At 36.9% G+C, this 22,805-nt stretch carries 28 protein-coding genes; 21 read left to right on the forward strand and 7 right to left on the reverse strand.

Annotated elements, in window-relative coordinates; translation table 11 throughout:
• Positions 1–44: 44 nt before the first annotated feature.
• Positions 45–524 (forward strand): hypothetical protein, encoded by a 480-nt coding sequence (locus tag ABFU83_RS16205; RefSeq protein WP_347067434.1) that lies wholly within the window; start codon positions 45–47, stop codon positions 522–524.
• A gap of 105 nt (positions 525–629) precedes the next feature.
• Here ABFU83_RS16205 and ABFU83_RS16210 read toward each other — a convergent pair whose 3' ends face one another.
• Positions 630–917: a hypothetical protein gene (locus tag ABFU83_RS16210; protein ID WP_347067435.1), complete on the reverse strand. Its 288-nt coding sequence runs from the start codon at positions 915–917 to the stop codon at positions 630–632.
• A gap of 9 nt (positions 918–926) precedes the next feature.
• Positions 927–2,000 carry an RHS repeat-associated core domain-containing protein gene (locus ABFU83_RS16215; protein WP_347067446.1) on the reverse strand — a complete coding sequence of 358 codons (1,074 nt, stop codon included), beginning with the start codon at positions 1,998–2,000 and terminating at the stop codon, positions 927–929.
• Positions 2,001–2,237: 237 nt separating this feature from the next.
• Between ABFU83_RS16215 and ABFU83_RS16220 the strand changes: the two genes are divergently transcribed.
• The 13 genes from ABFU83_RS16220 to ABFU83_RS16280 all read left to right on the forward strand — a co-directional run bounded on the left by ABFU83_RS16220 (position 2,238) and on the right by ABFU83_RS16280 (position 13,605).
• Positions 2,238–3,002 (forward strand): hypothetical protein, encoded by a 765-nt coding sequence (locus tag ABFU83_RS16220; protein WP_347067447.1) that lies wholly within the window; start codon positions 2,238–2,240, stop codon positions 3,000–3,002.
• Complete coding sequence (locus ABFU83_RS16225) at positions 2,986–4,200, forward strand: hypothetical protein (RefSeq protein ID WP_347067448.1); 1,215 nt, start codon at positions 2,986–2,988, stop codon at positions 4,198–4,200. The genes ABFU83_RS16220 and ABFU83_RS16225 overlap by 17 nt, the downstream gene beginning before the upstream one ends.
• Positions 4,175–4,522 (forward strand): hypothetical protein, encoded by a 348-nt coding sequence (locus tag ABFU83_RS16230; protein ID WP_136403720.1) that lies wholly within the window; start codon positions 4,175–4,177, stop codon positions 4,520–4,522. Before ABFU83_RS16225 ends, ABFU83_RS16230 begins: the two co-directional genes overlap by 26 nt.
• A gap of 22 nt (positions 4,523–4,544) precedes the next feature.
• Entirely contained in the window at positions 4,545–5,000 is a 456-nt protein-coding gene (locus ABFU83_RS16235) for a hypothetical protein (protein ID WP_347067450.1), read from the forward strand.
• Positions 4,997–6,118: a type II secretion system F family protein gene (locus tag ABFU83_RS16240; protein WP_347067452.1), complete on the forward strand. Its 1,122-nt coding sequence runs from the start codon at positions 4,997–4,999 to the stop codon at positions 6,116–6,118. Before ABFU83_RS16235 ends, ABFU83_RS16240 begins: the two co-directional genes overlap by 4 nt.
• Before the next feature lie 76 nt (positions 6,119–6,194).
• Complete coding sequence (locus ABFU83_RS16245) at positions 6,195–6,629, forward strand: type IV pilin protein (protein ID WP_136403723.1); 435 nt, start codon at positions 6,195–6,197, stop codon at positions 6,627–6,629.
• A 1-nt stretch (position 6,630) separates the two neighbouring features.
• On the forward strand, positions 6,631–7,119 hold the full coding sequence (locus ABFU83_RS16250; protein WP_347067454.1) for a hypothetical protein: 489 nt from the start codon (positions 6,631–6,633) through the stop codon (positions 7,117–7,119).
• Positions 7,116–8,516: a GspE/PulE family protein gene (locus ABFU83_RS16255; protein WP_347067456.1), complete on the forward strand. Its 1,401-nt coding sequence runs from the start codon at positions 7,116–7,118 to the stop codon at positions 8,514–8,516. The genes ABFU83_RS16250 and ABFU83_RS16255 overlap by 4 nt, the downstream gene beginning before the upstream one ends.
• Before the next feature lie 3 nt (positions 8,517–8,519).
• Complete coding sequence (locus tag ABFU83_RS16260; RefSeq protein ID WP_347067458.1) at positions 8,520–10,436, forward strand: type II and III secretion system protein; 1,917 nt, start codon at positions 8,520–8,522, stop codon at positions 10,434–10,436.
• Entirely contained in the window at positions 10,436–11,626 is a 1,191-nt protein-coding gene (locus ABFU83_RS16265; protein WP_347067460.1) for a hypothetical protein, read from the forward strand. The genes ABFU83_RS16260 and ABFU83_RS16265 overlap by 1 nt, the downstream gene beginning before the upstream one ends.
• A complete protein-coding gene (locus ABFU83_RS16270; RefSeq protein WP_136403728.1) occupies positions 11,619–12,143 on the forward strand; it encodes a hypothetical protein in 525 nt (174 codons plus the stop codon). Before ABFU83_RS16265 ends, ABFU83_RS16270 begins: the two co-directional genes overlap by 8 nt.
• Positions 12,127–13,086: a hypothetical protein gene (locus tag ABFU83_RS16275; RefSeq protein ID WP_347067462.1), complete on the forward strand. Its 960-nt coding sequence runs from the start codon at positions 12,127–12,129 to the stop codon at positions 13,084–13,086. Before ABFU83_RS16270 ends, ABFU83_RS16275 begins: the two co-directional genes overlap by 17 nt.
• Before the next feature lie 6 nt (positions 13,087–13,092).
• Positions 13,093–13,605, forward strand: a complete 513-nt coding sequence (locus tag ABFU83_RS16280; protein WP_347067463.1) for a hypothetical protein — start codon at positions 13,093–13,095, stop codon at positions 13,603–13,605.
• Positions 13,606–13,782: 177 nt separating this feature from the next.
• Here ABFU83_RS16280 and ABFU83_RS16285 read toward each other — a convergent pair whose 3' ends face one another.
• The 4 genes from ABFU83_RS16285 to ABFU83_RS16300 all read right to left on the reverse strand — a co-directional run bounded on the left by ABFU83_RS16285 (position 13,783) and on the right by ABFU83_RS16300 (position 16,528).
• Positions 13,783–14,853 carry an ankyrin repeat domain-containing protein gene (locus ABFU83_RS16285; RefSeq protein WP_347067464.1) on the reverse strand — a complete coding sequence of 357 codons (1,071 nt, stop codon included), beginning with the start codon at positions 14,851–14,853 and terminating at the stop codon, positions 13,783–13,785.
• A gap of 514 nt (positions 14,854–15,367) precedes the next feature.
• A complete protein-coding gene (locus ABFU83_RS16290; RefSeq protein ID WP_347067465.1) occupies positions 15,368–15,928 on the reverse strand; it encodes a hypothetical protein in 561 nt (186 codons plus the stop codon).
• A 13-nt stretch (positions 15,929–15,941) separates the two neighbouring features.
• Positions 15,942–16,124, reverse strand: coding sequence for a hypothetical protein (locus ABFU83_RS16295; RefSeq protein WP_347067466.1), 183 nt, complete (start codon positions 16,122–16,124; stop codon positions 15,942–15,944).
• A gap of 149 nt (positions 16,125–16,273) precedes the next feature.
• Complete coding sequence (locus ABFU83_RS16300; protein ID WP_347067467.1) at positions 16,274–16,528, reverse strand: hypothetical protein; 255 nt, start codon at positions 16,526–16,528, stop codon at positions 16,274–16,276.
• 578 nt (positions 16,529–17,106) lie between these two features.
• On the opposite strand from ABFU83_RS16300, the gene ABFU83_RS16305 reads away from it, so the two are divergent.
• From ABFU83_RS16305 to ABFU83_RS16325, 5 genes are all read left to right on the forward strand, one after another.
• Positions 17,107–17,463 (forward strand): hypothetical protein, encoded by a 357-nt coding sequence (locus ABFU83_RS16305; protein WP_347067468.1) that lies wholly within the window; start codon positions 17,107–17,109, stop codon positions 17,461–17,463.
• 235 nt (positions 17,464–17,698) lie between these two features.
• Positions 17,699–17,974, forward strand: a complete 276-nt coding sequence (locus tag ABFU83_RS16310; RefSeq protein WP_347067469.1) for an RNA-binding protein — start codon at positions 17,699–17,701, stop codon at positions 17,972–17,974.
• A gap of 161 nt (positions 17,975–18,135) precedes the next feature.
• The gene (locus ABFU83_RS16315; RefSeq protein WP_347067470.1) at positions 18,136–19,272 is read left to right on the forward strand and encodes a DEAD/DEAH box helicase; all 1,137 of its coding nucleotides are present in this window, start codon (positions 18,136–18,138) and stop codon (positions 19,270–19,272) included.
• Between the two features lie 20 nt (positions 19,273–19,292).
• Positions 19,293–19,724: a cold shock domain-containing protein gene (locus ABFU83_RS16320; protein WP_347067471.1), complete on the forward strand. Its 432-nt coding sequence runs from the start codon at positions 19,293–19,295 to the stop codon at positions 19,722–19,724.
• A 27-nt stretch (positions 19,725–19,751) separates the two neighbouring features.
• Positions 19,752–19,943 carry a cold shock domain-containing protein gene (locus ABFU83_RS16325; protein ID WP_347067472.1) on the forward strand — a complete coding sequence of 64 codons (192 nt, stop codon included), beginning with the start codon at positions 19,752–19,754 and terminating at the stop codon, positions 19,941–19,943.
• Between the two features lie 57 nt (positions 19,944–20,000).
• Here ABFU83_RS16325 and ABFU83_RS16330 read toward each other — a convergent pair whose 3' ends face one another.
• Complete coding sequence (locus ABFU83_RS16330; RefSeq protein ID WP_347067473.1) at positions 20,001–21,059, reverse strand: ketoacyl-ACP synthase III; 1,059 nt, start codon at positions 21,057–21,059, stop codon at positions 20,001–20,003.
• 277 nt (positions 21,060–21,336) lie between these two features.
• On the opposite strand from ABFU83_RS16330, the gene ABFU83_RS16335 reads away from it, so the two are divergent.
• Positions 21,337–21,555: a recombinase family protein gene (locus ABFU83_RS16335; protein ID WP_347067474.1), complete on the forward strand. Its 219-nt coding sequence runs from the start codon at positions 21,337–21,339 to the stop codon at positions 21,553–21,555.
• A gap of 12 nt (positions 21,556–21,567) precedes the next feature.
• Positions 21,568–21,960, forward strand: coding sequence for a recombinase family protein (locus tag ABFU83_RS16340; RefSeq protein WP_347067475.1), 393 nt, complete (start codon positions 21,568–21,570; stop codon positions 21,958–21,960).
• Positions 21,961–22,805 lie beyond the last annotated feature (845 nt).

The raw sequence follows: 22,805 nt of genomic DNA on the forward strand, positions 1-22,805 counted from the left end.
TTTTACTCTTAATACAGGTCGCTTGTATTAAGAGTAAAACTAATTTGAAAAGATCAAAATGTAATGAGCTGGTTCGTTTATATGATCCTTATTTACAGGAAATAGCGATGAAACGAAATGTTACCTATCCTATAGGTGACAAATTAGACAGTTTGTTCTCAACTTTAAATAAAAATGAAATAATTAATGATACCATTTTTAGAAAAGCCTTAATAGTTTTATTGGAAAAAAAATATTCATTTCTTGTTGACCACAATACATCCAAGAATCTGTTTTATATTTATAATGTTTCAAATTGGGGAGGAGATGAAAAGTATATTCATTTTGCTGTTAATGTTATTTCTAATATAAAATTTGATGATAATGTGAGTTTTCAAGATTATTTAAACATTTATAAAGATAACGTTTGCATTGATGATATTGTTAAAGAAATGAGTACATATTCATTAACTAACGAAGAATTAATAATTCATAAGCATTGTTTATCAACTCTTCCTACAAATTGCAAAATAGAACCAAACTAAAAAAGCTTTTTCGCAATTAAATAAACTTTATATCTAAAAAACAAAACCTAGCTCTTAAAAGCTAGGTTTTGTTTTTAGGATGATAAAAACTCCCTTATGATATGATTAATGTAATTGCGACAATATCATAAACATGATTAAGAAGGGAAGTATAATTCCAAACAAAGCAAATCCAATTTGTTTTGAAAATTCTTTTTTTAGCATTCTTTTTTTTAAAAGCAGAAGAACCAAAGCTATAGCAATAAATACACCTATACAAGAAAAAGAAGTAATCAATATTCCTAAATATGGAATCATAAAAGAATTTCCTTTATGGATGAAATTGTGATCAATTATGCCAATCAACAGAATTAGTAATTCCGACAAGAAATAAAGAAACCCAATGTTTTTCATTTTAACGGATTATTTTTTAATTTTTATTTTATATGTAGTTATCGTAGTATATATTGGCGTTCCTACAGTTGAACTCCCTCCTGAAACTTGTTCTGCTGATGAACTCTCGGTGTATTTTATTCCTTTTTGATTTAAGTATATTTTTAAATTATCGATATTGTGTTTTGATGTTGAGCTAAAACTTTTAACCCCGGTCTTTAACCCTATATAAGATTCAAGCAAGAATATGTTCGAATTCTTATTTCCTCCATTTTTTTGTACTAAGTCAAAAATTGCTAAATCTGGCTTTGAGTTCGTAATTTGATTATTGTACTTGAATTTTTTATTATTAAATAACTGTATTAAAGTGTATTGATACATTTTGTATTCATAAGGTCTATCTGCAATATCGTCAGCATGAAAATTACCATTACCTCCCCAGAAAGCGTGTTCGAGGGTTATACGTCCAAGAACAGGTAGCCAAATATTCGTTTTCCCCCACATTGTTCTATTCTTATTATCATCTACATAACTGTGTGCCCAAGAATCACCTACTGTATGCAATTGATTCAAATCCCCACTTAAGACATTTTCTTGAGCTTTCTTCAATACATCACTTTGTTTGCCTCCTGTTAAACCATGCCACGATTTTTGCAATGATTTGTCAGCCCATGTTCCGATTCCAAATAGGCGACTAAAACCTTCACCATTATCATGTGAAAGATGTAATGGCATCGTATTATTTGCTCCTGCCACATGATGATCATAATACTCCGCATGGATAGCCAAAGACCTTGCTGTAGCCTTATTCAGTCCCATTGCAATCCCCATTGCGTATACAGTCCAAAAGTGCCCATCTTCTTCCCAATTACCATCGCTATCTTTATATCTCATAGGGTTGTCAAAACCAAATCTGTATGGAGACCAATCAGGAGCTTTCATTCTCATTTTATCAACCGCAAACCATCTTCCTGTTCTCGGATCATACATCCTTGCGCCAAAATCGTAACTATCACCTTCACCTTTTATCTCATCATCTTTTTCCTTTCCATTAAACCCATAACGATATGATTCTGAGGACTCATGGCGGTTAGGCACTAGCATCCCAAACGGATAGTAATTATATTTATGTAACTATCATATTTATAATGATTTGAGTTGTGATTGTAACTCGATAAAAATACGAATTCCCGCAAAAAAAGCCTCTTTTTTTAACTAAAAAAGTAGGATTTAACAACTCAAATTAACGTGCTTTTAGAAATAATATCGGCATAAAAAGGTTTTTTCTCAGGTTAAGGAAAAAATATTATCTTGCGACGATTAAAATAATAATTGAACCCCTTGAAAACAAAGACTTTATTTCGTTTTTTTTACATACCATTAGTAGTACTATTCCTTTCTTTTACGGATCCGTACCTGATAAAACGGATTTCAGATAGCAACTTTCGTTACGAGTTTTACACAACCGATAAAAGTGTAAACCCAAAATCCGGAAAAACCTATTATTGGTTTAAAGGGGGTGCGATTCATAACGCGCAGGGTGGCGTTGCCGGTCAGTTGCTACACGACGGTTATACCAAAATGTACCACAGTAACCAACTCGCGGAACAAGGGAAATTTGACGAAGGACTAAAAACCGGCTGGTGGAAAACCTGGTATACCAACGGAACTTTGGAAACAACCCAATACTGGAACAACGGTTTAAAAACCGGAGCGTTTAACCGCTTTAACGATAAAGGTGAGCTGATCGAAAAAGGTTATTTTAAAAAGGATCAAAGACATGGTAAATGGATCGATCTGGCTAAAAAAGATACGGTAGTCTATAAAAACGGAGTTGTTTTTGTCGCCAAACCAAAGCTTACAAAAGAAGAAAAAGCCAAACTAAAAGAAGAGCAAAAAGCGGCAAAAGCTGCTAAAAAAGCACAGGAGAAACTGGATAAAGAGAAAAAGGCGCGCGATAAAGAAAATAAAAAGCAACAAAAGGAACGCGAGAAAGAACAGCAAAACCTGAAACAGCAGCAACAGCCGCAGGAAAAGGAAAGTTTCTTTAAGCGACTATTCCGCAAAAAAGAACCCAAAGTAACTACCAATGGTAAAGGCGCATAGTCTTTTATATGCAGTTTATATCTGTTTGATTGTGTCCATTATTTGCGGAGCGTTGTTGTATTTCTCCGGGTTGTACAATCAGCTGAATTTATATTACAATTTGCAGGAGGAATTATACATTCACAATCAGTCGGTGGTGAATTATGCGCTGGGGAATAAATTGGCAGGAGAGGAGCTTCCGGTTGACGAAGAATCCGGTGTGGAAGGAAGTTATGAAGCAAAACCGTATGGCTTATTGCACGTGTTGCTAGCTAAAACGATGTTGCGAAATGATACGGTAACGTCGGCACATATTATAGGAAGTTATTCCAAAGATAAAACCGCCATTCATTTGGCAAATCTGACGAAGTCGCTTCGGTATTCGGGAACGGTTCGGTTAAATGGCGATAATCAATTGCCGTCAACATTTATAGAAACATCCTATCTGACCAATAAAGCAAGTAAGCTTACGGTTACCGGACAAAATACGGTATCCGAGATTAAACTTCCGGAGATCAATGCCAGTTTTAAAAAGATCTTTGAAGGAATCAAAACGGAAAAGGTGGCCTTGTCTGATTTTGAAAAAGAAAAAGGGATGCCCTATTTTAATTCGTTTCTAAAGGAAACCAAGGAAATTGAAGTGGGCGTGAATACGCTTTCCGGCCTCAATGTAAAAGGGAATTTTGTGTTGCGGGCCAAAGATTCCATCGTGGTGAGTAAAAATGCCATTCTGGAAGATGTGATCCTGATCGCACCGAAGATAACATTTGAGGAGGGATTCAAAGGAACGGTTCAGGCTTTTGCCACCAAAGGAATCGAATTACAAGAAAAGGTGACGCTAAAATATCCGTCAGTCGTTTGTGTGTATAACGATACCAATGAGGAAAGTAAGCTTAGAATCAAAAAGGAATGTAAAATTGAAGGCGCCATAGTGTTGTTTGGAAGTTCAATTCTCACCGTCAATAAGAACCTTATGGTGGTGGACGAAAAGAGTAGGATCATGGGGGATATCTATTGTACCGGAAAACTGGATTTAAAAAGCGATGTACAAGGTTCGGTTTATACCAATTATTTTTTTCATAAAAACGGATCTTCCGTCAATGATAATATGATTGTGGATATCGAGATCGATCCGCAAAAACGACCGGATTTTTTTATGGCGATTCCGCTATTTGAGGCGAAAAAAAATAAATATGGCATTATTAAAAAAGTATTGTAAAATCCCGGCAAATTCCATTTTGGAATCCGTAATCGCACTGACGATCATTTCGATTTGTCTCTATATCGCGATTTCGGTTTATGCGGCCGTATTTACACCGCGTACATCAGCGAAGTTTTACAATACGCAGAATAAAGTCAATGAAATATTTTACCTGATGCAATTGCAAGGCGATTCGTTGCAATATGAGGGTGAAGATCCAAACCTGGAAATAGAAGAGGAAACCGTAAATCCCGGAGTGAAAAAAATATCCGTACACTATAAAGATAGTACCAATTTCAAGTTTGAAAAGAATTTTTACATACAAGGTAACGGCGAATAAAACGCAGCTAAAAGCCTTTTCAATGATTGAGGCAATTGTGAGCATGGCGATTACGGCCATCATCATGAGTCTGATTTTTGTGGTGTTTTCGATTGTAAGCGAAAGATTACTGGATTTTAAAAACCAGAATCAGCCGGTGAACGATCTGAATCGGTTTACCTATTCGGTCAATAAAGACATTTTTGAAAATGAAAAAATAAAGCTTCAGGAAGAAGTACTCCTGTTTACCGGATATGCCGGCGAACAGGTTTTATATAGTATCGGGAACGAGTATCTGTTGCGAACAAAAGGGGATTTTGTCGACACGTTTCGAATTCAGATTAAAGAAATACAACTGGATTCGGTTTACAGTCGTTCCAAACAACTGGCTTTCCGGAAACTGAATGTCAAGTTGGATGTGAATGAAAAAGAAATGGGATTGCATTTTTATAAACAGATTTATGCCAGTGAATTAATACAGGCAATACAGAAACCATGAGTTTTGATTTAAGTACCTATAAAAAGGAAGCTCCGGAAAAAAAAGAGTTGAAACGCAATACCGGGCAGTTTCAGTTCTCGAAAAAACTATCCGATAAAAAGAAGGAGGTTTTTTACCGCGAATTGGGAATGCTGCTAAAATCGGGCGTGGATTTTAAAAAAGCGCTGGAAATATTAAGCAACCAGTCGGCGAATAAACTGGAAAAAGAAATCATCCTCCGAATTAAAGAACGGGTGGTCGAAGGAAGAAGTATTTACGAATCGATGCGCGAAACCAATCAGTTCTCGCCCTACGAATATTACAGTATTCAGATTGGGGAAGAAACCCGAAAGTTGGAAGAAGTGCTAACGGAGTTGCAAAAATATTTTAACCGTAAAATCCAGATGCAACGACAAATTGTTTCGGTGTTAACCTATCCGACGATTGTCATGTTGGTAACGATATTGGTACTGTATTTTATGTTGAATAAAGTGGTGCCGATGTTTAGTTCTGTTTTTAAACAATTCGGAAGTGAACTACCCAAAAGTACGCAGGTGATCCTAAAAATATCCAATCATTCGGGAACCATTTTTACGATGGTTGCTATTGTGATTTTTGGCTTGATTGCGGTTCATTTTCTGTTAAAAGGAAAAAACAGTTATCGGGCTTTTACAACCGGTTTGCTGCTTCGGATTCCGTATTTCGGAAACCTGGTTCGCAAGATTTATATCTCCCGGTTTTGTCAGGCGATGAATTTATTGATCACATCAAAAACAACTTTGATCAATGCGCTTACGTTGACGTCTAAGATGATCGGTTTTTATCCGATTGAAGTCGCCATCGAAGCCATTAAAGACGATATTACCCGGGGTGTTTCATTAAGCGATAGCTTAAAAAAGCATACTGTTTTTGAAAATAAAATGGTCTCGATGGTCGAAGTGGCCGAACAGGTGAACCAATTGGATACCATGTTCGAAAGGCTTTCGGAACAATACAATGAAGAAATCAGTCACCAAACGAAAATGATTGGTGTCGTTTTAGAACCAATGATCATCATTGTGATCGGGGTTATTGTTGGTGTTATCATGGTTTCGATGTATGCACCGATGTTCGATTTAAGTAAAATAATAAGGAACTAATACGGATGTCATTAATGTTTGTATTTTTGCGCCCGTTAATAATTAACACTTTTTTAATAAATAAAATAGGATAAAGATGTTTACCACTACTAAAAAATATCTTCAAAAAATAAAGAAAGCCGCTGTTAAGGCCTATTCCTTAACGGAGATTCTGATCGTTTTATGTATCATCGGAATTCTGTTGCTGATGGTATTGCCGAATCAGACGTCGGTCATCAGTCAGGCCAAAGCCATCGAAGCGCAGGCGATGCTGAATCAGGTGTACGGTTTGCAGAAAAGTTATTTTTACCGCCATTCCAAATATTCCAACAGTTTGGAAGAATTGGGATTTGAACAGGAAAAAACGGTTCAGGAAGGCGGACAAGCGGTTTATAAAGTGGAAATCATCGAAGCGTCAAACGATTCCTTTATGGCGCGGGCGACTTCGGTGTCCGATTTGGACGGCGATGGGAATTTCAACACCTGGGAAATCGATAATAAAAAAGTACTGACGGAAGTTACGAAAGAATAATATGCTACTCGCAGTACTCCTTTTTTGTTTACTACTAATGGTTTTTCAGGACTGGAAAAGCAGAATGATCCATGTGGCGTTGCCCGTGGTGGTGTTTGTGCTTTCCCTGTTGCAGATAAAGCAGGATTATAACGCAATAGTTTGGTCGATAACGGCCTGTAATGTTGCCTTTTTCGGGATAACATTTGTAGGGCTTATCGGATATATGAGCTGGAAAAACAAAGGCTTTCTAAATCCGTTTGAGCATTATTTCGGATTGGGCGATCTGATGTTCTATCTGGCGATAACACCATTGTTTTTGCTTAAAAACTATGTGATTTACTTTATCGGGTCGATGCTTTTTTCCATACTGTTGCAGTTGGGGTTAAAAAAGCGTATGAAGCACGAAACCGTACCCTTGGCGGGATTTGCATCGCTTTTATTAGTGGTGCTGATACTGAAGGATCTCTTTTTAAATGTTTATAAAATTACATTGATCAATAAAATATGACGATAGCGATCAATCAGGATATACAGCATATTATTTCCAGTGATATGGCCAACCATTACCGGGTTTTGCCAAAAGCAGTCACCGAAACGACGATCGAGTTGTATAGCGATAGCTCCGGCGATCGGAACGATTTGAAGGACGAATTGGAGTTGTTGCTTGGAAAGCAGGTGGTGTTTGAATTGTGTGATGCGGTGGAAATCGAAAAAGCACTCTCCATCCATTACCGGAAAGAACGGGAAACCGGAAGTAAGAAATCGCTGAATATCGAAAAAGGGGATTTCCTGGAAAACCTGCTGGAAGAGGCGAAGTCACTTAAAAGCAGTGATATCCATTTTGAAGTGTACGAAGAATCGGCGCGTATCCGTTTCCGAATCGACGGTCAGTTGATCGAGCGGTATAAAATCGAAAAGGAGAATTACCTGGAGTTGGTCAATAAGGTTAAGATTCGCTCCAAACTGAATATTACCGAAAAACGATTGCCACAAGACGGCCGGATTACCAACGAGACATTCGATATCCGGGTTTCGATTTTGCCAACCTTGTTCGGGGAAAAAATCGTAATGCGTTTACTCGGTCAGGATGCGTCCAATATCGATCTGAATACGCTCGGATTGGAAAAAGAGGAGCTGAGAAGTTACCTGGAGGCGGTAAAAAAACCAAACGGAATTATATTGATCAGTGGTCCGACAGGCTCGGGTAAAACCACGACGTTATATGCGACGCTACGCTTGCTGAATGATTCCAAACGGAATATTGTAACCGTGGAGGATCCAATTGAGTATACGCTTAAAGGGATCAATCAGGTACAATTAAAAGAAGATATCGGACTTACGTTTGCGTCGGCTTTAAAATCGTTCCTGCGACAGGATCCGGACGTGATCATGTTGGGGGAGATTCGGGATTCCGAAACGGCTTTAATGGCGATTCGGGCATCTTTAACGGGTCACCTGGTGCTGTCGACCATCCACACCAATTCGGCCATCGGAACCATTTCCAGATTGGTGGATATGGGGGTGCCTTCCTATCTGATTGCGGAAACACTCAATCTTTCCGTAGCGCAACGATTGGTACGAAAGCTGTGTAACGATTGTAAAAAAGAAACCGTTTGCAATAAAGAGGACTTTCCGTCGCATTTTGATTTCCCGTTTGAAATCGAAACCTATTTTAAACCGGTTGGGTGTAATAAATGCTACCATAGCGGTTACAAGGGACGACGTGCCATTTATGAAGTGCTAAACATCAATCATACGGTTTCGGAATCCATAAAAAATAATACCATCGCACAAACGATGGAGAATGATAAAAAACACCAGTCGTTGTCCGAAAAAGCCTTTGCTATTCTGGCCGAAGGAGAAACCTCACTGGAAGAAATATACTCTATTTTAATTAACGCATAAATAATGTTGAAACAAACCGTTTTTTTAATTATAAGTCTTCTGATTACTGGTCTGGCAGCAGCACAGGATGCGGATCTGCAGCAAAAACTGGATGAATTTGCCAAACAGAAAAAAGGACTGAATGAAGTGATCAAAATTGATGTCTCCGGATTGACATTACACGACTTTATCCTTTCCATTGCCGAAGAACACCAGTTAAATGTAAGCCCGGATGCCGATTTGACACAATCGGTGGTGAATAACTTTTTTGATGTTACAGTGAAGGATGTGTTTGTATTCCTGGCGCAAAAATACGATCTGGAAATTGGTTTTGTGAGCAATATCATCACCTTTAAAAAACGAAAAGAGGTGAAAATTATCGAAAAGAAACAGCCTAAATTCGTTGATGTCAGTTATAATCCGCAAAACGATTTCTTATCGGTAAAGTTGGAAAACGATTCCCTTCCGGCCGTAGCCAAAGCGATTATCGATAAATCCAGTAAGAATTTAATTCTGGCACCGGATATTAAAGGAATGAAGGTGTCTTCGTATATCTTGAACAGACCATTTGATCAGGTTATCGATATGATGGCAAAATCCAACGATTTGATTGCGACCAAAGACGAAAACGGGTTCTTTTATCTGGAGAAAAATAACAATACCAATACGAATACCGGAAGCACAAGTATGTCGTCCGGTGGTGGTAACCGTAGTAAACAGGCGAAAGCATCGGTAGGCGTTCCGGGTTATTATGAAGTCGATTTGAATAAAGCGGGTTATTTATCGGTAAAAGCCTATGTGGCCGATGTGTCGGATTTGATTACCGAAGCCGCCGAAAAATTACACATCAACTATTTCTTATACAACAAACCTGAAAATGAGAAAACGACTTTGGCAGCCGATAATATTACATTCGACGACTTGCTGGAACACGTTTTTAAAGGGAAAAAATATATTTTTAGAAAACAGGATAATCTGTATCTGATTGGTGAACACGCTACGGAAGGATTACGGGCAACCGAATTGATCGCTCTGGAAAATCGTTCGATTGAATCGGTGTTGTCGTCTTTGCCAAAAGTGTTTTCCGAAAAATTGGAAATCAAGGAGTTTGTCGAACTTAACGGATTGGTGGTGTCGGGGTCTAAACTGACCATCGAGGAGCTTCGGGTGTATATGAAGCAAATTGATAAAGTGGTGCCTTTGGTACAGATTGAAGTGATCATCGCACAATACAATAAATCCTACGATATCCAGTCGGGAATTAAAGCCGGTATTGATAAGAGTAATATCCCGAAAACAAGTGGCGGTTTATTCCCGTCAGCGGATATGACGTTAAACGGTTCGTCTGTAAATAGTTTGATCAACGCGTTTAACGGTTTCGGATTGTTTAAACTCGGGAAAGTAACCGAGGCGTTTTACCTGAATCTGAAATTGCTGGAAAATAATTCGATCGTAAAAATCGAATCGACTCCTAAAATCGCAACGATTAGCGGTCACGAAGCCAAACTGGCAATCGGGGAAACCAGTTATTATTTCGAACAAAACAACCGATTATTAACGAATAGTATTGGTAACGATATTTTACAATCCGGTACCTGGAAGTCAACCGATGCGAATCTGAGCGTGTCGATCAAACCGTACGTGTCGGCAGATGAAACCGTAACGTTGAATATCGCTGTGGAAAAAAGTTCCTTCCTGGGAAGAGCAGGAGATACCGCACCTCCGGGGAAAGCAACACAGAAGTTTGAATCGTTGGTACGGGTAAAAAACAACGAAATGATTTTATTGGGCGGATTGGATGAATTGAAAAAGGAAAACTCCGGTTCGGGGGTTCCGTTAATTTCCCGTATTCCGATTATTAAGTGGTTTTTCAGTAGTCGTAAAAAAGCGAAAAACGACTCGAAATTGCACATTTTTATTAAACCTACCGTTGTTTACTAATGCTGACTTTTCTGTCTAAAATAATAAAGATCAACACGGTCAATATCGTCGGGGTTTCCAGAGATGAAAATACGGAAACCTATAATCTGCTTACGGTAAAACGCAAGGGGAATAAAATTGATATTGTCGAAACGGCGACCTACAATTCGTTCGAAAGTCTAAAGAAAAAGATCGATCTCAAATTGCCGGTCATTATTGCGCTCGAAGGTAAAGGCGTACTAAATAAAAAGATCGATTTTAATAATGAAGCCGATGTAAACTGGCAAAAGAATGTCGATTATAATTCGATTTACTTTACGGCCTATAAAGCGGGAACGGCCAATTATATGAGTTTTTGCCGGAAAAATGCCGTTACGGAAGTATTGCAGAAATTTACCGCCGAAAAATTTCAGGTAATCGATGTGTATGTCGGTGCTTTTCTGGCGGCTTTATTACAACCGGCTATCGCGGAACCGAAAATTCTGGCAAGCGATCTGATGTTGGAGTTTGACGATACCGGACTTTCGGGTTTTGAAAAACAATTCGCCGAAATTCCGATGAAGCTGAAATACAAAATCAACGAGGATATAATCAACAGCGATTTTATCCCGCTTTATGGGGTGTTGGTACATTTCTTTTTACAACCAAAAGCCGTTACTAAAACGGAAAGTGGTATGCTCAACGTAGAGGAGATCATTTATAAAAAAGCATTTACGCTGCTCGGAACGGTGATGTTGGTTGGTTTCTTACTGAGTTTGCTAACGAGCTATCTGCTGATCCACTATTACGGGAGTAAAAATGCCGAACTCAATCTTCAGAATGTGTATTCCAATCAGTCGTATCAATTGGTGCTGGATATGGAAAAACAAAAAGAGAAAAAAGAAAATATCCTTAAAGAATCGGGCTTTGGATCGTCGCGTTTCCTTTCGTTTTATTCCTACGAATTGATCAAAATGACACCGGGCGATATCGTACTGAATGAATTAAACGTTGTACCGCTGGCCAAAGAGGTTAAAGCGACCGAAAGGGTATTGCTTGATCCGGGAACGATTGTGCTAAAAGGAGAAACCTATAACGAAGCGTCTTTTAATAACTGGATGGGCAATCTGAAGAACAACAAATGGATCCGAAAGTTTGAGATTACGCAGCTAAAAAAGGATAAAAAGAATAAAACCCAGTTTGAAGTAAAAATCACGATTAAAGATGTTTGAGAATTATTCCTATAAACAGAAATGCGGGGCGCTGGTGGTGGTTTTTATCATGCTGTCGGTTACCGCTTATAAAAGGTCTTTTTCGTCCCTGTTTCAGGTGATAAAAGAATACCGGGAGCTTTCATCGCGCGTGGAGGATATTAATAAGAAAGCCAAAAATGCCGACGAATTGCGAAAAGAGATTGCCTATCTCGATGCCATGTTGGGCAAAGAAGGCGTAACAAAAGAAATGGTGCAGCAGGGAATGGTCGATTTTGCTACGCGGTCGCAACCCGGAGTATCAATCCACGAACTGGCGCCAATTCACAGTTTTACGGACGAGAATTATACGGTTTTTACCAACCAATTGGATGTGGTCGGAAATACGAATCAGTTGCTTAAAATGGCCTATGATTTCGAAAAACAATACGATTATTCACGAATGGTCGGAATCAAATTGTTTACAGCAAAAAAGAATAATAAAGAAGAAGTTTTACATTTAAAAATGATATTTCAAAACTATGAGAACAATAAGTAAGATTGCCCTTTTTCTGGTAGCGGTTTTTATGTCTTCCTGTGAAGATATTTTGGAAAAGGATATTTCCAATAGTACGGTTCAGGCGACTTATCCGTTAAATGCGGCAGTTGTTCAGAGCAATGTGGTGAATTTCCAGTGGAATAAAATGGACGGGGCTAAAACCTACAGAGTTCAGGTTTATGATGTGCATCAGTCGCTGATCGCCGAAAAAGAAACGGAAGATTTGCATTTGGAACAGGAATTGCCATCGGGTCAGTACCAATGGCGTGTACGCGGGGAAAATTTTGCGTATCAGTCGCAATATACGTTCCCGATTTCGTTTTCCACACAAATCACCGAAGATCTAACCAATCAGTTGGTGGTGTTGTCCAGTCCGGATTCGGATATTTATACCAATCTGGCTACGATGACATTAAGCTGGCAAAGTCTGCAGGCGGCGACAAATTATAGTGCCGAAGTAGTGAATACCAGTACGGGTCAGTCGGTATATTCCAACACCAACCTAACGGCGACTTCTATTTCGTTGGATAATGTGGCCTTGACGTCAGATGGTGTTTACCAGTGGAAAGTTCAGGCGATGAACAGCAACAATAGCACACAAACGCAATTCAGTACCCGTAAGTTTAATATTGATCGTGTAAATCCGAATCAGCCGCAAAATACGACACCGGCCAATAATGCTACATTGAGTATCAACCAGCAAATCACTTTTTCCTGGACGATTTCGCAGGATTCCGGAACGGTACAATCGCCAATAAGCTATGTTTTACAGTTTTCAGATAATCAGAGCTTCTCGAATATCACCCAGCAATTTGATGTAACGTCAACCTCTTTCCAACAAACATTTACGACGGCAGGAACGTATTACTGGCGTGTAAAAGCTAAGGATAAAGCGGGTAATGAAGGAACGTATAGCGCAGGCTTTAAAATTGTTTTAAACTAAAATACTATGGCAAAAAAGAAAATAAATATTGTATTGATCCTGGCTGTTTTAGGGTTATGGGGAACCGTGGCCTATAAAGCTGTATCTCAATATTTTTTTTCGGAGGAAGTAAAAACGGCAGCCATTGCATCCGATTATAATTTCAAAGCCAGAAAGATCGAAAGGGATACGTTTACACTGGAAAAAATAAACCGCGATCCTTTTTTGAACAAAGCCTTATTACGCGCCGAAAGTAATCCTGCTGTCGTGTCAAGAGCGGCAATTTCCGGAACGAGAAAGGTTGTGCCGGTAAAAACGGTTGATGATAAGCCTAAAGTGGTAAAATACTGGCCAATAGTGTCGTATTACGGTTATATCAAAAGTGGTGATAAAAACGAATTGGTCATGCTTAAAATCGGAAATAAGATTCATCGCCTTCATAAAGGTCAGGAAGTGGAAGGTTTGATGCTGAATAAAGTTTTTAAAGATTCCGTTGAGGTACGTTTTAATAAAGAAAGTAAAATCGTCCGAAAAGGATAAAATAAAAAAATGCCCTGTTTGTCAGGGCATTTTATGTTTCTTTTATGAAAGTATACCCCTTCGTTAAAGCACCTGAGTGATACGGAATATCCTGCTAAAAATGGTGCAAGCTTAAAGAGATTAGCTTTCTTGTATAAAATGAATTTAATCCGGTAAAACCCTTGTTTGCTTTTGTTCTTAACGGTTATAATCTGTAGCAGTAAGATGTATTGGAATTGGATTGTTAAGTACCCATTTTACGCCTAATTCACTCATTACATAGATGTTTTCAGTGTTTCTGGCTTTTACTTCATTTGTAATAATGGCTAGTTCTTCTATTTCTCCTTTCGAAAGTTGATTTTCCTGCTGGATATAGTTGAAATAACCGTCCACCATTTTTTTATATTCAATGTCCCAGTTACTGCCTCCATTGTCTAATAGTTCCCGGGCTACTTTTCCGGTGATACGGATGACTTCTCCCTGTACGGTTTGGGCTGCGCCACGTCCGGGAACCAAAAGCTCCCATAATTCTTCGTGTTGCTTCTGCCAGGTTGTAGCTGTGACGGTAATAGGCGATTTGCTATCATATACGATCCGTCTTGGAACAGGATCAACCCCGAAGATGTTGTAAAGTTCATCTAAAGCATTGCTTGTTTGTTCCGTTTCTTCATCATAAAAATCCGGTCTGTGTTGTTCAAACCTTTTTCCGATTTCAGTAACGAACGTTTTCATTTTTTCTGTTTTCGGAGTACCGGCGTTCAATAATATTTTGGAAATTTCAAGGGTATCTTCTATGTCGATATTATTACAACTCCTCAAAGCCAGTTCCAACGCTGTATACTCACCTCCTTTTTCGCCATAACCTTCCGAAACCAAAGCCTTAATGTCGGCTCCGTGTTCAAGCAGTATTTTTATGTTTTCGGTGTTATGGTTTTTTGCAGCACAATGTAACGCTGTTCCCTGACGGGTGTTTGTGTTTACGTTGGCTCCTAATTCTAATAAACTCTTGATGTTGCTCGAAAAACGTCTGCCGGAACGCTCCTGAAGTGGCGTGTAGCTATAGTCATTAAGCGCTTCTATATCGGCGCCCTGTTCCATCAGCCATTTGGCTAATTCGTGTGGACATTCTGCAAACGACAAGGCTGTTCCTTTGCTGTATCCGCCACGAGCTTCTATCTCGCATTTGTCAAATAATTGAATAAGTTCCTGAATGTCTCCTTTTTTTAGAAGTTCCTCAAAGTCTTTCGGTAATGTTTTTCTTTTTGCCATATTGTTTTTAATTGTAGCTAATGGTTCGGCAGCTTGGTGAAGCAGGGGTAAATTGGACGGAAAGTTCCATTTCGTGGAAACGTTACAATGCAGCCAGCCCGTTGACTAAAATAATAAAAATACCAGCATGGACAACATTGGTAAGAAAAAATCTACAGACTTTAAATTTTTCCTATTCTGAAGAAAATGTGAATTTTGAAGTCAGGTTTATAAAACAAAAAAGCGCCAAACATCGTTTGGAGCTTTTGTATCAAGGATGGGAGTACTTTTGAACTTTTATTGGCATTTTTGAAGGTTTTGAGTAAGATAATGGATCGTTCGTTTGTCAATAAATCAATAAGCCTGCTTTTGCGAGCAGGTTTTGTGCCTTAGTCTAAATTTTAAAGTGTATTTAATAACCCAATTTTATAACGAGCGATTATGGAATTTTGTTCAATGTATCTAGAGTAAGAAATCTATTGTAAGACTACAAAAAAAATGGATAAGAATATTTGTGGATGTCGCATTTAATGGCTTATTCAAGATGCAGTTTTTTGAAAAATATTTTATTTCTGAGTGTCGCATCATCCATCATTTTTTTGAAGTTTATTACTTCAACATACATATTGTATCCTCTTAAAAAACCGAAATAACCTTCATCATCGGGACTTTTAGTAAGAGAATGTAATTCCTCCGCAAACTCTCTTATTTTAGGAGTTAAATCACATACGACATAAGCATAAACGGGTGTTGAATCATTGACTTTAATCTTTTCTAAACCTTCTGGCATTTCATATTTACCAGCTCGAATATCCTTTACATATTTTCCAATTTGCATTATCGGATCATCATCTGTTTTATATGCCTCTCTTTTAGGATGTTTAAATTCAAAGATAGTAAGAGGGTTGCTATAATTATTGTCACCGCTTCTAAAGGACTGCTTTTTGTCAAATACCACTAAATCAGGTTCACCCAAAGCATCTTTCTTTGTTGATATTTTCTTGTCGGATGCAACAAACTCCGAGAAAATTAATCGCTCATCCAATAACCATAAATTATGTTCTTGATAATCGTAGTTTTCAGAGGTTTTGCCCATAGGAAAAATTAAATTATTGTATATCTTTTTCTAATTCTCCTTTCCCATCTTCTTTTCTCTTCAGTAGGTGGCGAAATGCTTCTAAAACAATTTTTCTATTGAATACATAATGTGCCAGATCACTTTTTCCAATTTCTGAAATCTTAGAAATGGCTTCCGCCATTTGTCCATTGTGAGAAACCTCTGGATTATCCAAAAGGTTTTTTAGTTCAGCTCTGGTTTTTTGCTCTTTTCTGAATTTTACTTCCTGTAAAGCAAGTTCAATGTTTTCATCTTTTAAATTATATGGGATCGTGGATAGATCTAATCCATTTAAATATGATTTGTGCCAAGGAGCTGATTCATTTACGTAATTTCGTATTTGTTCGCTTTTTTCTGGACACGAACTTGAACATCTTCTCCAAATGCTTCTTTTGAAATTTCACTTGCTTTTCTTTCAAAGCGGAAGTAACGAGATTTTAAGGATTGATCATTATCCCTAATTTCAATGCTTTTTACGCTTGGTATTGCATTCTCTATATCTAAAATCTTTTCCCGGTGTAGAATTATTTCTATTTTACCATTGTCAATTTGTTTTAAAACAATTGATTGGATTAACAATCGCTTCGATAATTGGCGTGTAAATGTTTGATTTACTTCTTATAGTATCAATAGTTCCTTGTATGTTTATGCTACTCATTATCGATTGTCAGTTTTTGGTATTTACAAAACGTTTTATATTAGAATACAATCCGAAAAGCTCATTTTTTATCTCAGCGTTAATCGTGCTTGTCATAAAATATTTGCTTTTTAAAATTTATATAAAACTAAATTTATATCCTAAAAATAGGAAAGCTTCACAAATTAAGAAGTTGAGAAAAAATAAATAGCTTCATTATGTTTATAAATTCTATAACTATTGTCTGTGTTTTTCCAGTCTTTTTTTAGTTGTTGAAAGTTTTTTATAATGCAACGTGTTAAGCCAATTTAATCCACTTGTGTGTTGGATTTGTACTAAATTTTTTTTCTCTGTCATGATAGGATATCGATTTTGCCTGTTTGCATTAGCTCTCTTTTAAATTTAAGAGTGTATTTATTCAATAATTATTCTAAATAAGATCCATCTTTTTGATTTACTATTGTAACTTTAAAGTATCTTAATCAAAAGCAAATAAAAAGAACAATTAAATATTTACATTATGAAAATACATATAAGAGGTATCTATGATCACGGCAATAACGATGAAAGAATAATACTGGATGTGAATACGGACACCGATATTGGTGATTTTTTAATCTTGGATTCAACTTTTACAGCCCGAGGAAGAGCATCAAACAAAGTGCGACATCCCTATTGGTTCCCTGATAAAATTGTCAAAAAAGGAGATACTGTTGTATTATATACAAAACGAGGAGAGAACAAAACCCGATTAAACGAAGATAACACCTATAGTCATTTCTTCTATTGGGAACTAGAATACAATATATGGAATAACACTGGCGATTGTGCTGTTCTTTTGCATATTGCCGACTGGTCTTCTTATCCCGCAAAGTAAAAAAACAACACATAAAAAGAAACTTTTTATCGCGGTATTAATTAAAAACAATAGCCCTATTTCAAAATATAAAACATATTTTACTGATTATCAATTATTTTTAACTACATTTGTACCAATCAAATATATAACAGGTTTCTGTTGCCTTCTCTGGAATAGTTTAAAGCATTCTTTTTTTCTCTCTCAGTTTTTGCTTTTTTCAGGTGCCATTTTTTAATCTTAAATTTATTTACGTATGAATATTTTTGTTGGCAACCTTAATTTTAAAACCTCAGAAGCACAATTGTTAAACCTATTTGCGGTGTTTGGAAAAGTAACTTCAGTTAAAATTATTACTGACAAGTTCTCCGGACACTCTAGGGGATTTGCTTTTGTAGAAATGGCAACATTAGAAGAAGCCGAGAACGCCATAACCAATTTGAACAATTCCGAGCTGGATTCCCGTATGATGGTCGTTAAAGAAGCGCTTCCTCAGGAAAACAACAATCCTTTTAAGAAAAAATACAATTAGAATTAATAATTCCCTTTCTAAATATTCTTTAAGATTTAAAAAATCCTTCACCATTTAAAATCTTAAAAGAAAAATAACGGCCATTTCAAAAGATATCTTTTTTGATGGTCTTGTCAATCTATTTTACCCACTAAAAATATCGGTATTCCGACACACATATAATGAACTTTAAAAACTTAAATATAATACCGCCTATTATAGAAGCTATAAATCAGGCCGGTTATAAAGAAGCAACTGAAATTCAGCATCAAGCGATTCCTCCAATTTTAAATGGTAAGGACGTAATCGGTTGTGCGCAAACGGGAACCGGAAAAACGGCCTCATTTGCGATACCTGTTTTGCAATTATTACACCAGAATCCTACTGCTAAAAAAGGTATCCGAACTTTAGTATTGGCTCCCACAAGAGAATTGGCAATACAAATTGATGAAAATTTCAAAATGTATAGCCAAAAACTCGCATCAAATCATTTGGTAATTTTTGGAGGTGTATCGCAAGAGCACCAAATAAAGGCTCTTAAAAAAAACATCGAGATTCTGATTGCCACCCCGGGTAGATTATTAGACCTTATGGCAAGTGGCCATGTCAACCTATCCGCTATCGAAATACTGGTATTGGATGAAGCCGATCGCATGTTAGATATGGGATTTGTAAAGGATGTCAAAAAAATAGTGGCAAAGCTTCCCTCAAAAAGACAAACCCTGTTTTTTTCGGCAACAATGCCTCCTGAAATACGGAAACTGGCACATACTATGGTATACAACCCTATAGAAATCAATGTGACTCCTGTTTCATCTACCGCACAAACTGTAAAACAGTCGGTGTATTTTGTAGATAAAAATGAAAAGTTTGACTTACTTATGAATATTCTGGATGATTCTTCGATCGAAAGATCCTTGGTTTTCGCCCGTACAAAATATGGAGCCGACAAGTTAGCGAAAAGGCTGGCTAAAACAGGAATCTATGCCGCCGCAATACATGGCAATAAGTCCCAAAATGCCCGACAAAAAGCATTAAATGATTTTAAAAACAATCGTATTCGCGTTTTAATTGCAACCGACATTGCAGCAAGAGGAATTGACATAGATGAATTACCACATGTTGTCAATTACGAATTGCCCAATGTACCGGAAACTTACGTTCACCGAATCGGAAGAACAGGACGTGCCGGAATGAAAGGTATTGCTATTTCATTTTGTGATGATGAAGAGAAAAAAGAATTGAAAAGCATTCAGAAACTAATTGGTCCTAGCATAATGGTCCTACATCCCAAAAAAAGCTACTCCATTCCCGTTTAATTTAAAAGAAATCAGTAAATATGGCAGATTCGTTTTCAAAAAAAGAGAACAATAAAAAGAAGCAAAAAAAGCAACAAGATAAAACATCCCGCAGGGAAGAACGGAAAACAAACAACAATAAAGGAAAAAGCCTTGACGATATGATCATTTATATCGATGTCAATGGAAACTTTACCTCATTACCTCCTCATCTTCAGAATAAGGAAGAGGACTTTGCAAAAGCAAAACGGGCTAAAAAGGCTCAGGCAGATATGCTCGACTCTGATTTTTCAGGTATAGTGTCTTATATGAGTGAGAAAGGATATGGGTTTATCACGGAAGATAACACCAGCGAAAACGTGTTTTTTCACTACGGCCAATTAAACGAGCCTGTCAGTAAGGGCGATTTGGTTCACTTTAAAAAGGAGCAAACACCAAAAGGATATCAGGCCACAACTATTAAAAAAAAGTAATATAGTAATAAATTAAATAAACAAGAGATGCAAGAAGGCACCGTAAAATTTTTCAATGAATCCAAAGGTTTTGGATTTATTTTTCAGGAAAGTAATAATTCAGATATTTTCGTCCACAGTACCGGACTATTAGATAATATTAAAGAAAATGACAAAGTTGTATTTGACATTGAAAAAGGTAGAAAAGGACTAACGGCAATCAACGTCAAAAGAAAATAAATGCCTGTTCTGTTTGTAAAAAGGTGTGTATAAGTTTTATACACGCCTTTTTTTATTTCAAAACCGATATACAAATGCATTAATATTCATTCCCGCTCCTACAGAGGCAAAAAGAACGATATCATTTTTTTTTATGGAATGCTCAGGCAGCTCGCCTTTCATGATCATTTTCAACAGCGATGGAATAGTAGCTACACTACTGTTTCCAAGCTTATGAATTACCATTGGCATTATATTTTCGGGCACTTCTGTCTTATAGATTTTATAAAATCGCTTAACGATTGCCTCATCCATTTTTTCGTTTGCCTGATGGATGATTATTTTAGTAAGATCATTAATCGAATAACCACTTTCGTCCAGACATTTTTGCATGGCTCCCGGTACATTTAAAAGGGCAAACTCATAAATCTTTTTGCCATCCATTTTTAGATAACGTACACTCGGGCAATTGTCGTTGTTGTACGATTTCCCAAAATGTAAATAATCCTTTTCATGTAAGGTAAATGAACCGGATATATGCGATTTTATTCCGGATTCATCATCCGATATTTCCAGAATTGCAGCACCGGCTCCATCAGCATAAATCATACTGTCTCTATCGTGAATGTCAACCACACGGGAAAGTGTTTCCGCGCCTATAACGAGACATCGTTTGGCTATTCCGGATTTTATAAAGGCATTAGCCTGTATCATGCCTTCAACCCATCCAGGACATCCAAACAAAACATCATAAGCTACACAAAAATTGTTTTTGATTTTTAAAAGATGTTTAACCCTAGAGGCAAGACTCGGCACCATATCAGATTGTATTGTACCCGCCTGAACATCTCCAAAATTATGCGCAAAAATAATGTAGTCTAAAGTTTCCGGATCAATTCCGGAATCTGTTATAGCGGATTGAGCCGCTAAAAAACCCAAATCAGAAGTAACCTGATTAGAATTCGCGTAACGCCTTTCTTCAATACCAGTAATTTCTTTAAGCTTACTAGCTATTGTAGCATTATCTTGTTTTAATACGTATCCTGCTTGGTCTAAAAAGTGATGTTTATCAAAAAATACATTGGTAATGGTTTGTGAAGGAATATAATTTCCTACACCGATAATTTTACTATTCATTTAAAATGATCACTTTTTACAATAGCTTCATAGGTGAAGAGAATTTAAAAGTGATATTGTAAAGTTAGTGATTTAAAACGAATTAAGTATTTGAATAATGATGAATTAGATTAGTATAGTAACTATTTTAATGATGTGTTATATGGAATTGCTGGTATAATAGAGTATTATGATTAAAAATGTGGTTGGAATATAAAAGAGTGAAACATGTTCTAATAATAAACAATGCGATATAGTTGCGTGATAAATCATTATATCACTACATTGTAAGAGTAGGATGTTTGATTGTGAAAATAATAGATTACGTTTAAGTTCGAAGGATCAGTCGGGATACTCCTTAGATGTGCAGGAAGCTGCCATAAATGCCTATTGCGCTAAATACGGACTGGAACTCATCGCGCTTTTCAAAGACAATGGTCAGTGTAGCTCTTCTTTTAGCCGGTTGGATTTTCAGGTACTCGAAATGTTTATAAAGCAGAATAAAGGATTGGTGTAATATATGATCGTTATGGAGCACGATCGTTTTAGTAGAGATCTTTCCGAGGCTCTTTTAAAGATAAAGAAATTTGAGAGTCAGTATGGCGTTAAAGTGGTTTCTGTGGACGAACCACTTGATATTGATCCGACAGATCCAACGGTATTCATTAGCCGTGCATTCCGATATGCCACTGCAAATGCTGAACTTTTAAATATCCGTGCCAGAACCATCCGGGGGGTAAAGAGAGCACATCTGGAAGGACGGTTTGTAAATAAAGCCCCCTATGGTTATAGCAATAGTAGAGATCTTCTTGTTGTAAATCATCAGGAAGCAGAAATCGTTCAACAAATTTTCAAGTACTACTTATCCGGCATATCGCTGAGAGAAATCACAGCTATAATGAATCAGGTTCTTTCCAGGTAATGGATGAAAAGTATTTAATCTTTCTTGAGGACTATTTTGCAGAAAAGAAAATATCTAATCCTGAAAATCTTAAAAATATCGTCACTTTCCTAAAGAAAATAACCCTGTTGATCATTAGAGGGTAAAAATGAATTTTTTGATTTTATTTTTACCTGTAAATCAGTTTGTTGTAATGGTTCATGTCCTGTCAACCAACATGCTGGGAAACCCCCTAAAAGTGGATTGAAAAATCTGATTTTTATATTGTAATATATTGATTTTTAATCGTTTGTGTTTTGTTGAATTGGTTCAATAGACTACAAACGCAATTTTGAAAAAAGCGAGGATTTGAAATTGGATTTATTTTGTAAATAATTGATATTCAAATCATTGTAAAACAAAAAAGCTCCAAACATCGTTTGGAGCTTTTGTACCCACTGTGGTACAAATCTCGAACCGATTCGAAGCCGATCTTGGACAAATGGAGTCACTTTGGGTCAATATTCAGGATGAAGGAGGAGAGGAGGTGTTCGATGTACTGTCAAGTTCCGAGGTGATGAAGTAAAAAATCACTAATATTTATTAGAGAAATTGGTTTTTAAAATAGAGTCCGGGATAAACTTATTCCGGATTTTTTTTATTGAGTTGTTGAAACATATACTTGTAGTGTTTTTACTTAATCAAGTTACTTGTTAATACTTATTTTGGATTGTTTTTATGGAAAACCATATTGTTGTCTTGATTTTAATTTTAAAATTTACAGTGCTAAAACCATCATATTTCAAATGAAATTGTTTGGATATAACAGAATACTTTTTATCTGATAGTAAATCAATTTAGACCATTTTTAATGGATAAATTAGAAT

Source organism: Flavobacterium sp. WV_118_3 (assembly GCF_039778605.1).
Lineage (GTDB): Bacteria > Bacteroidota > Bacteroidia > Flavobacteriales > Flavobacteriaceae > Flavobacterium.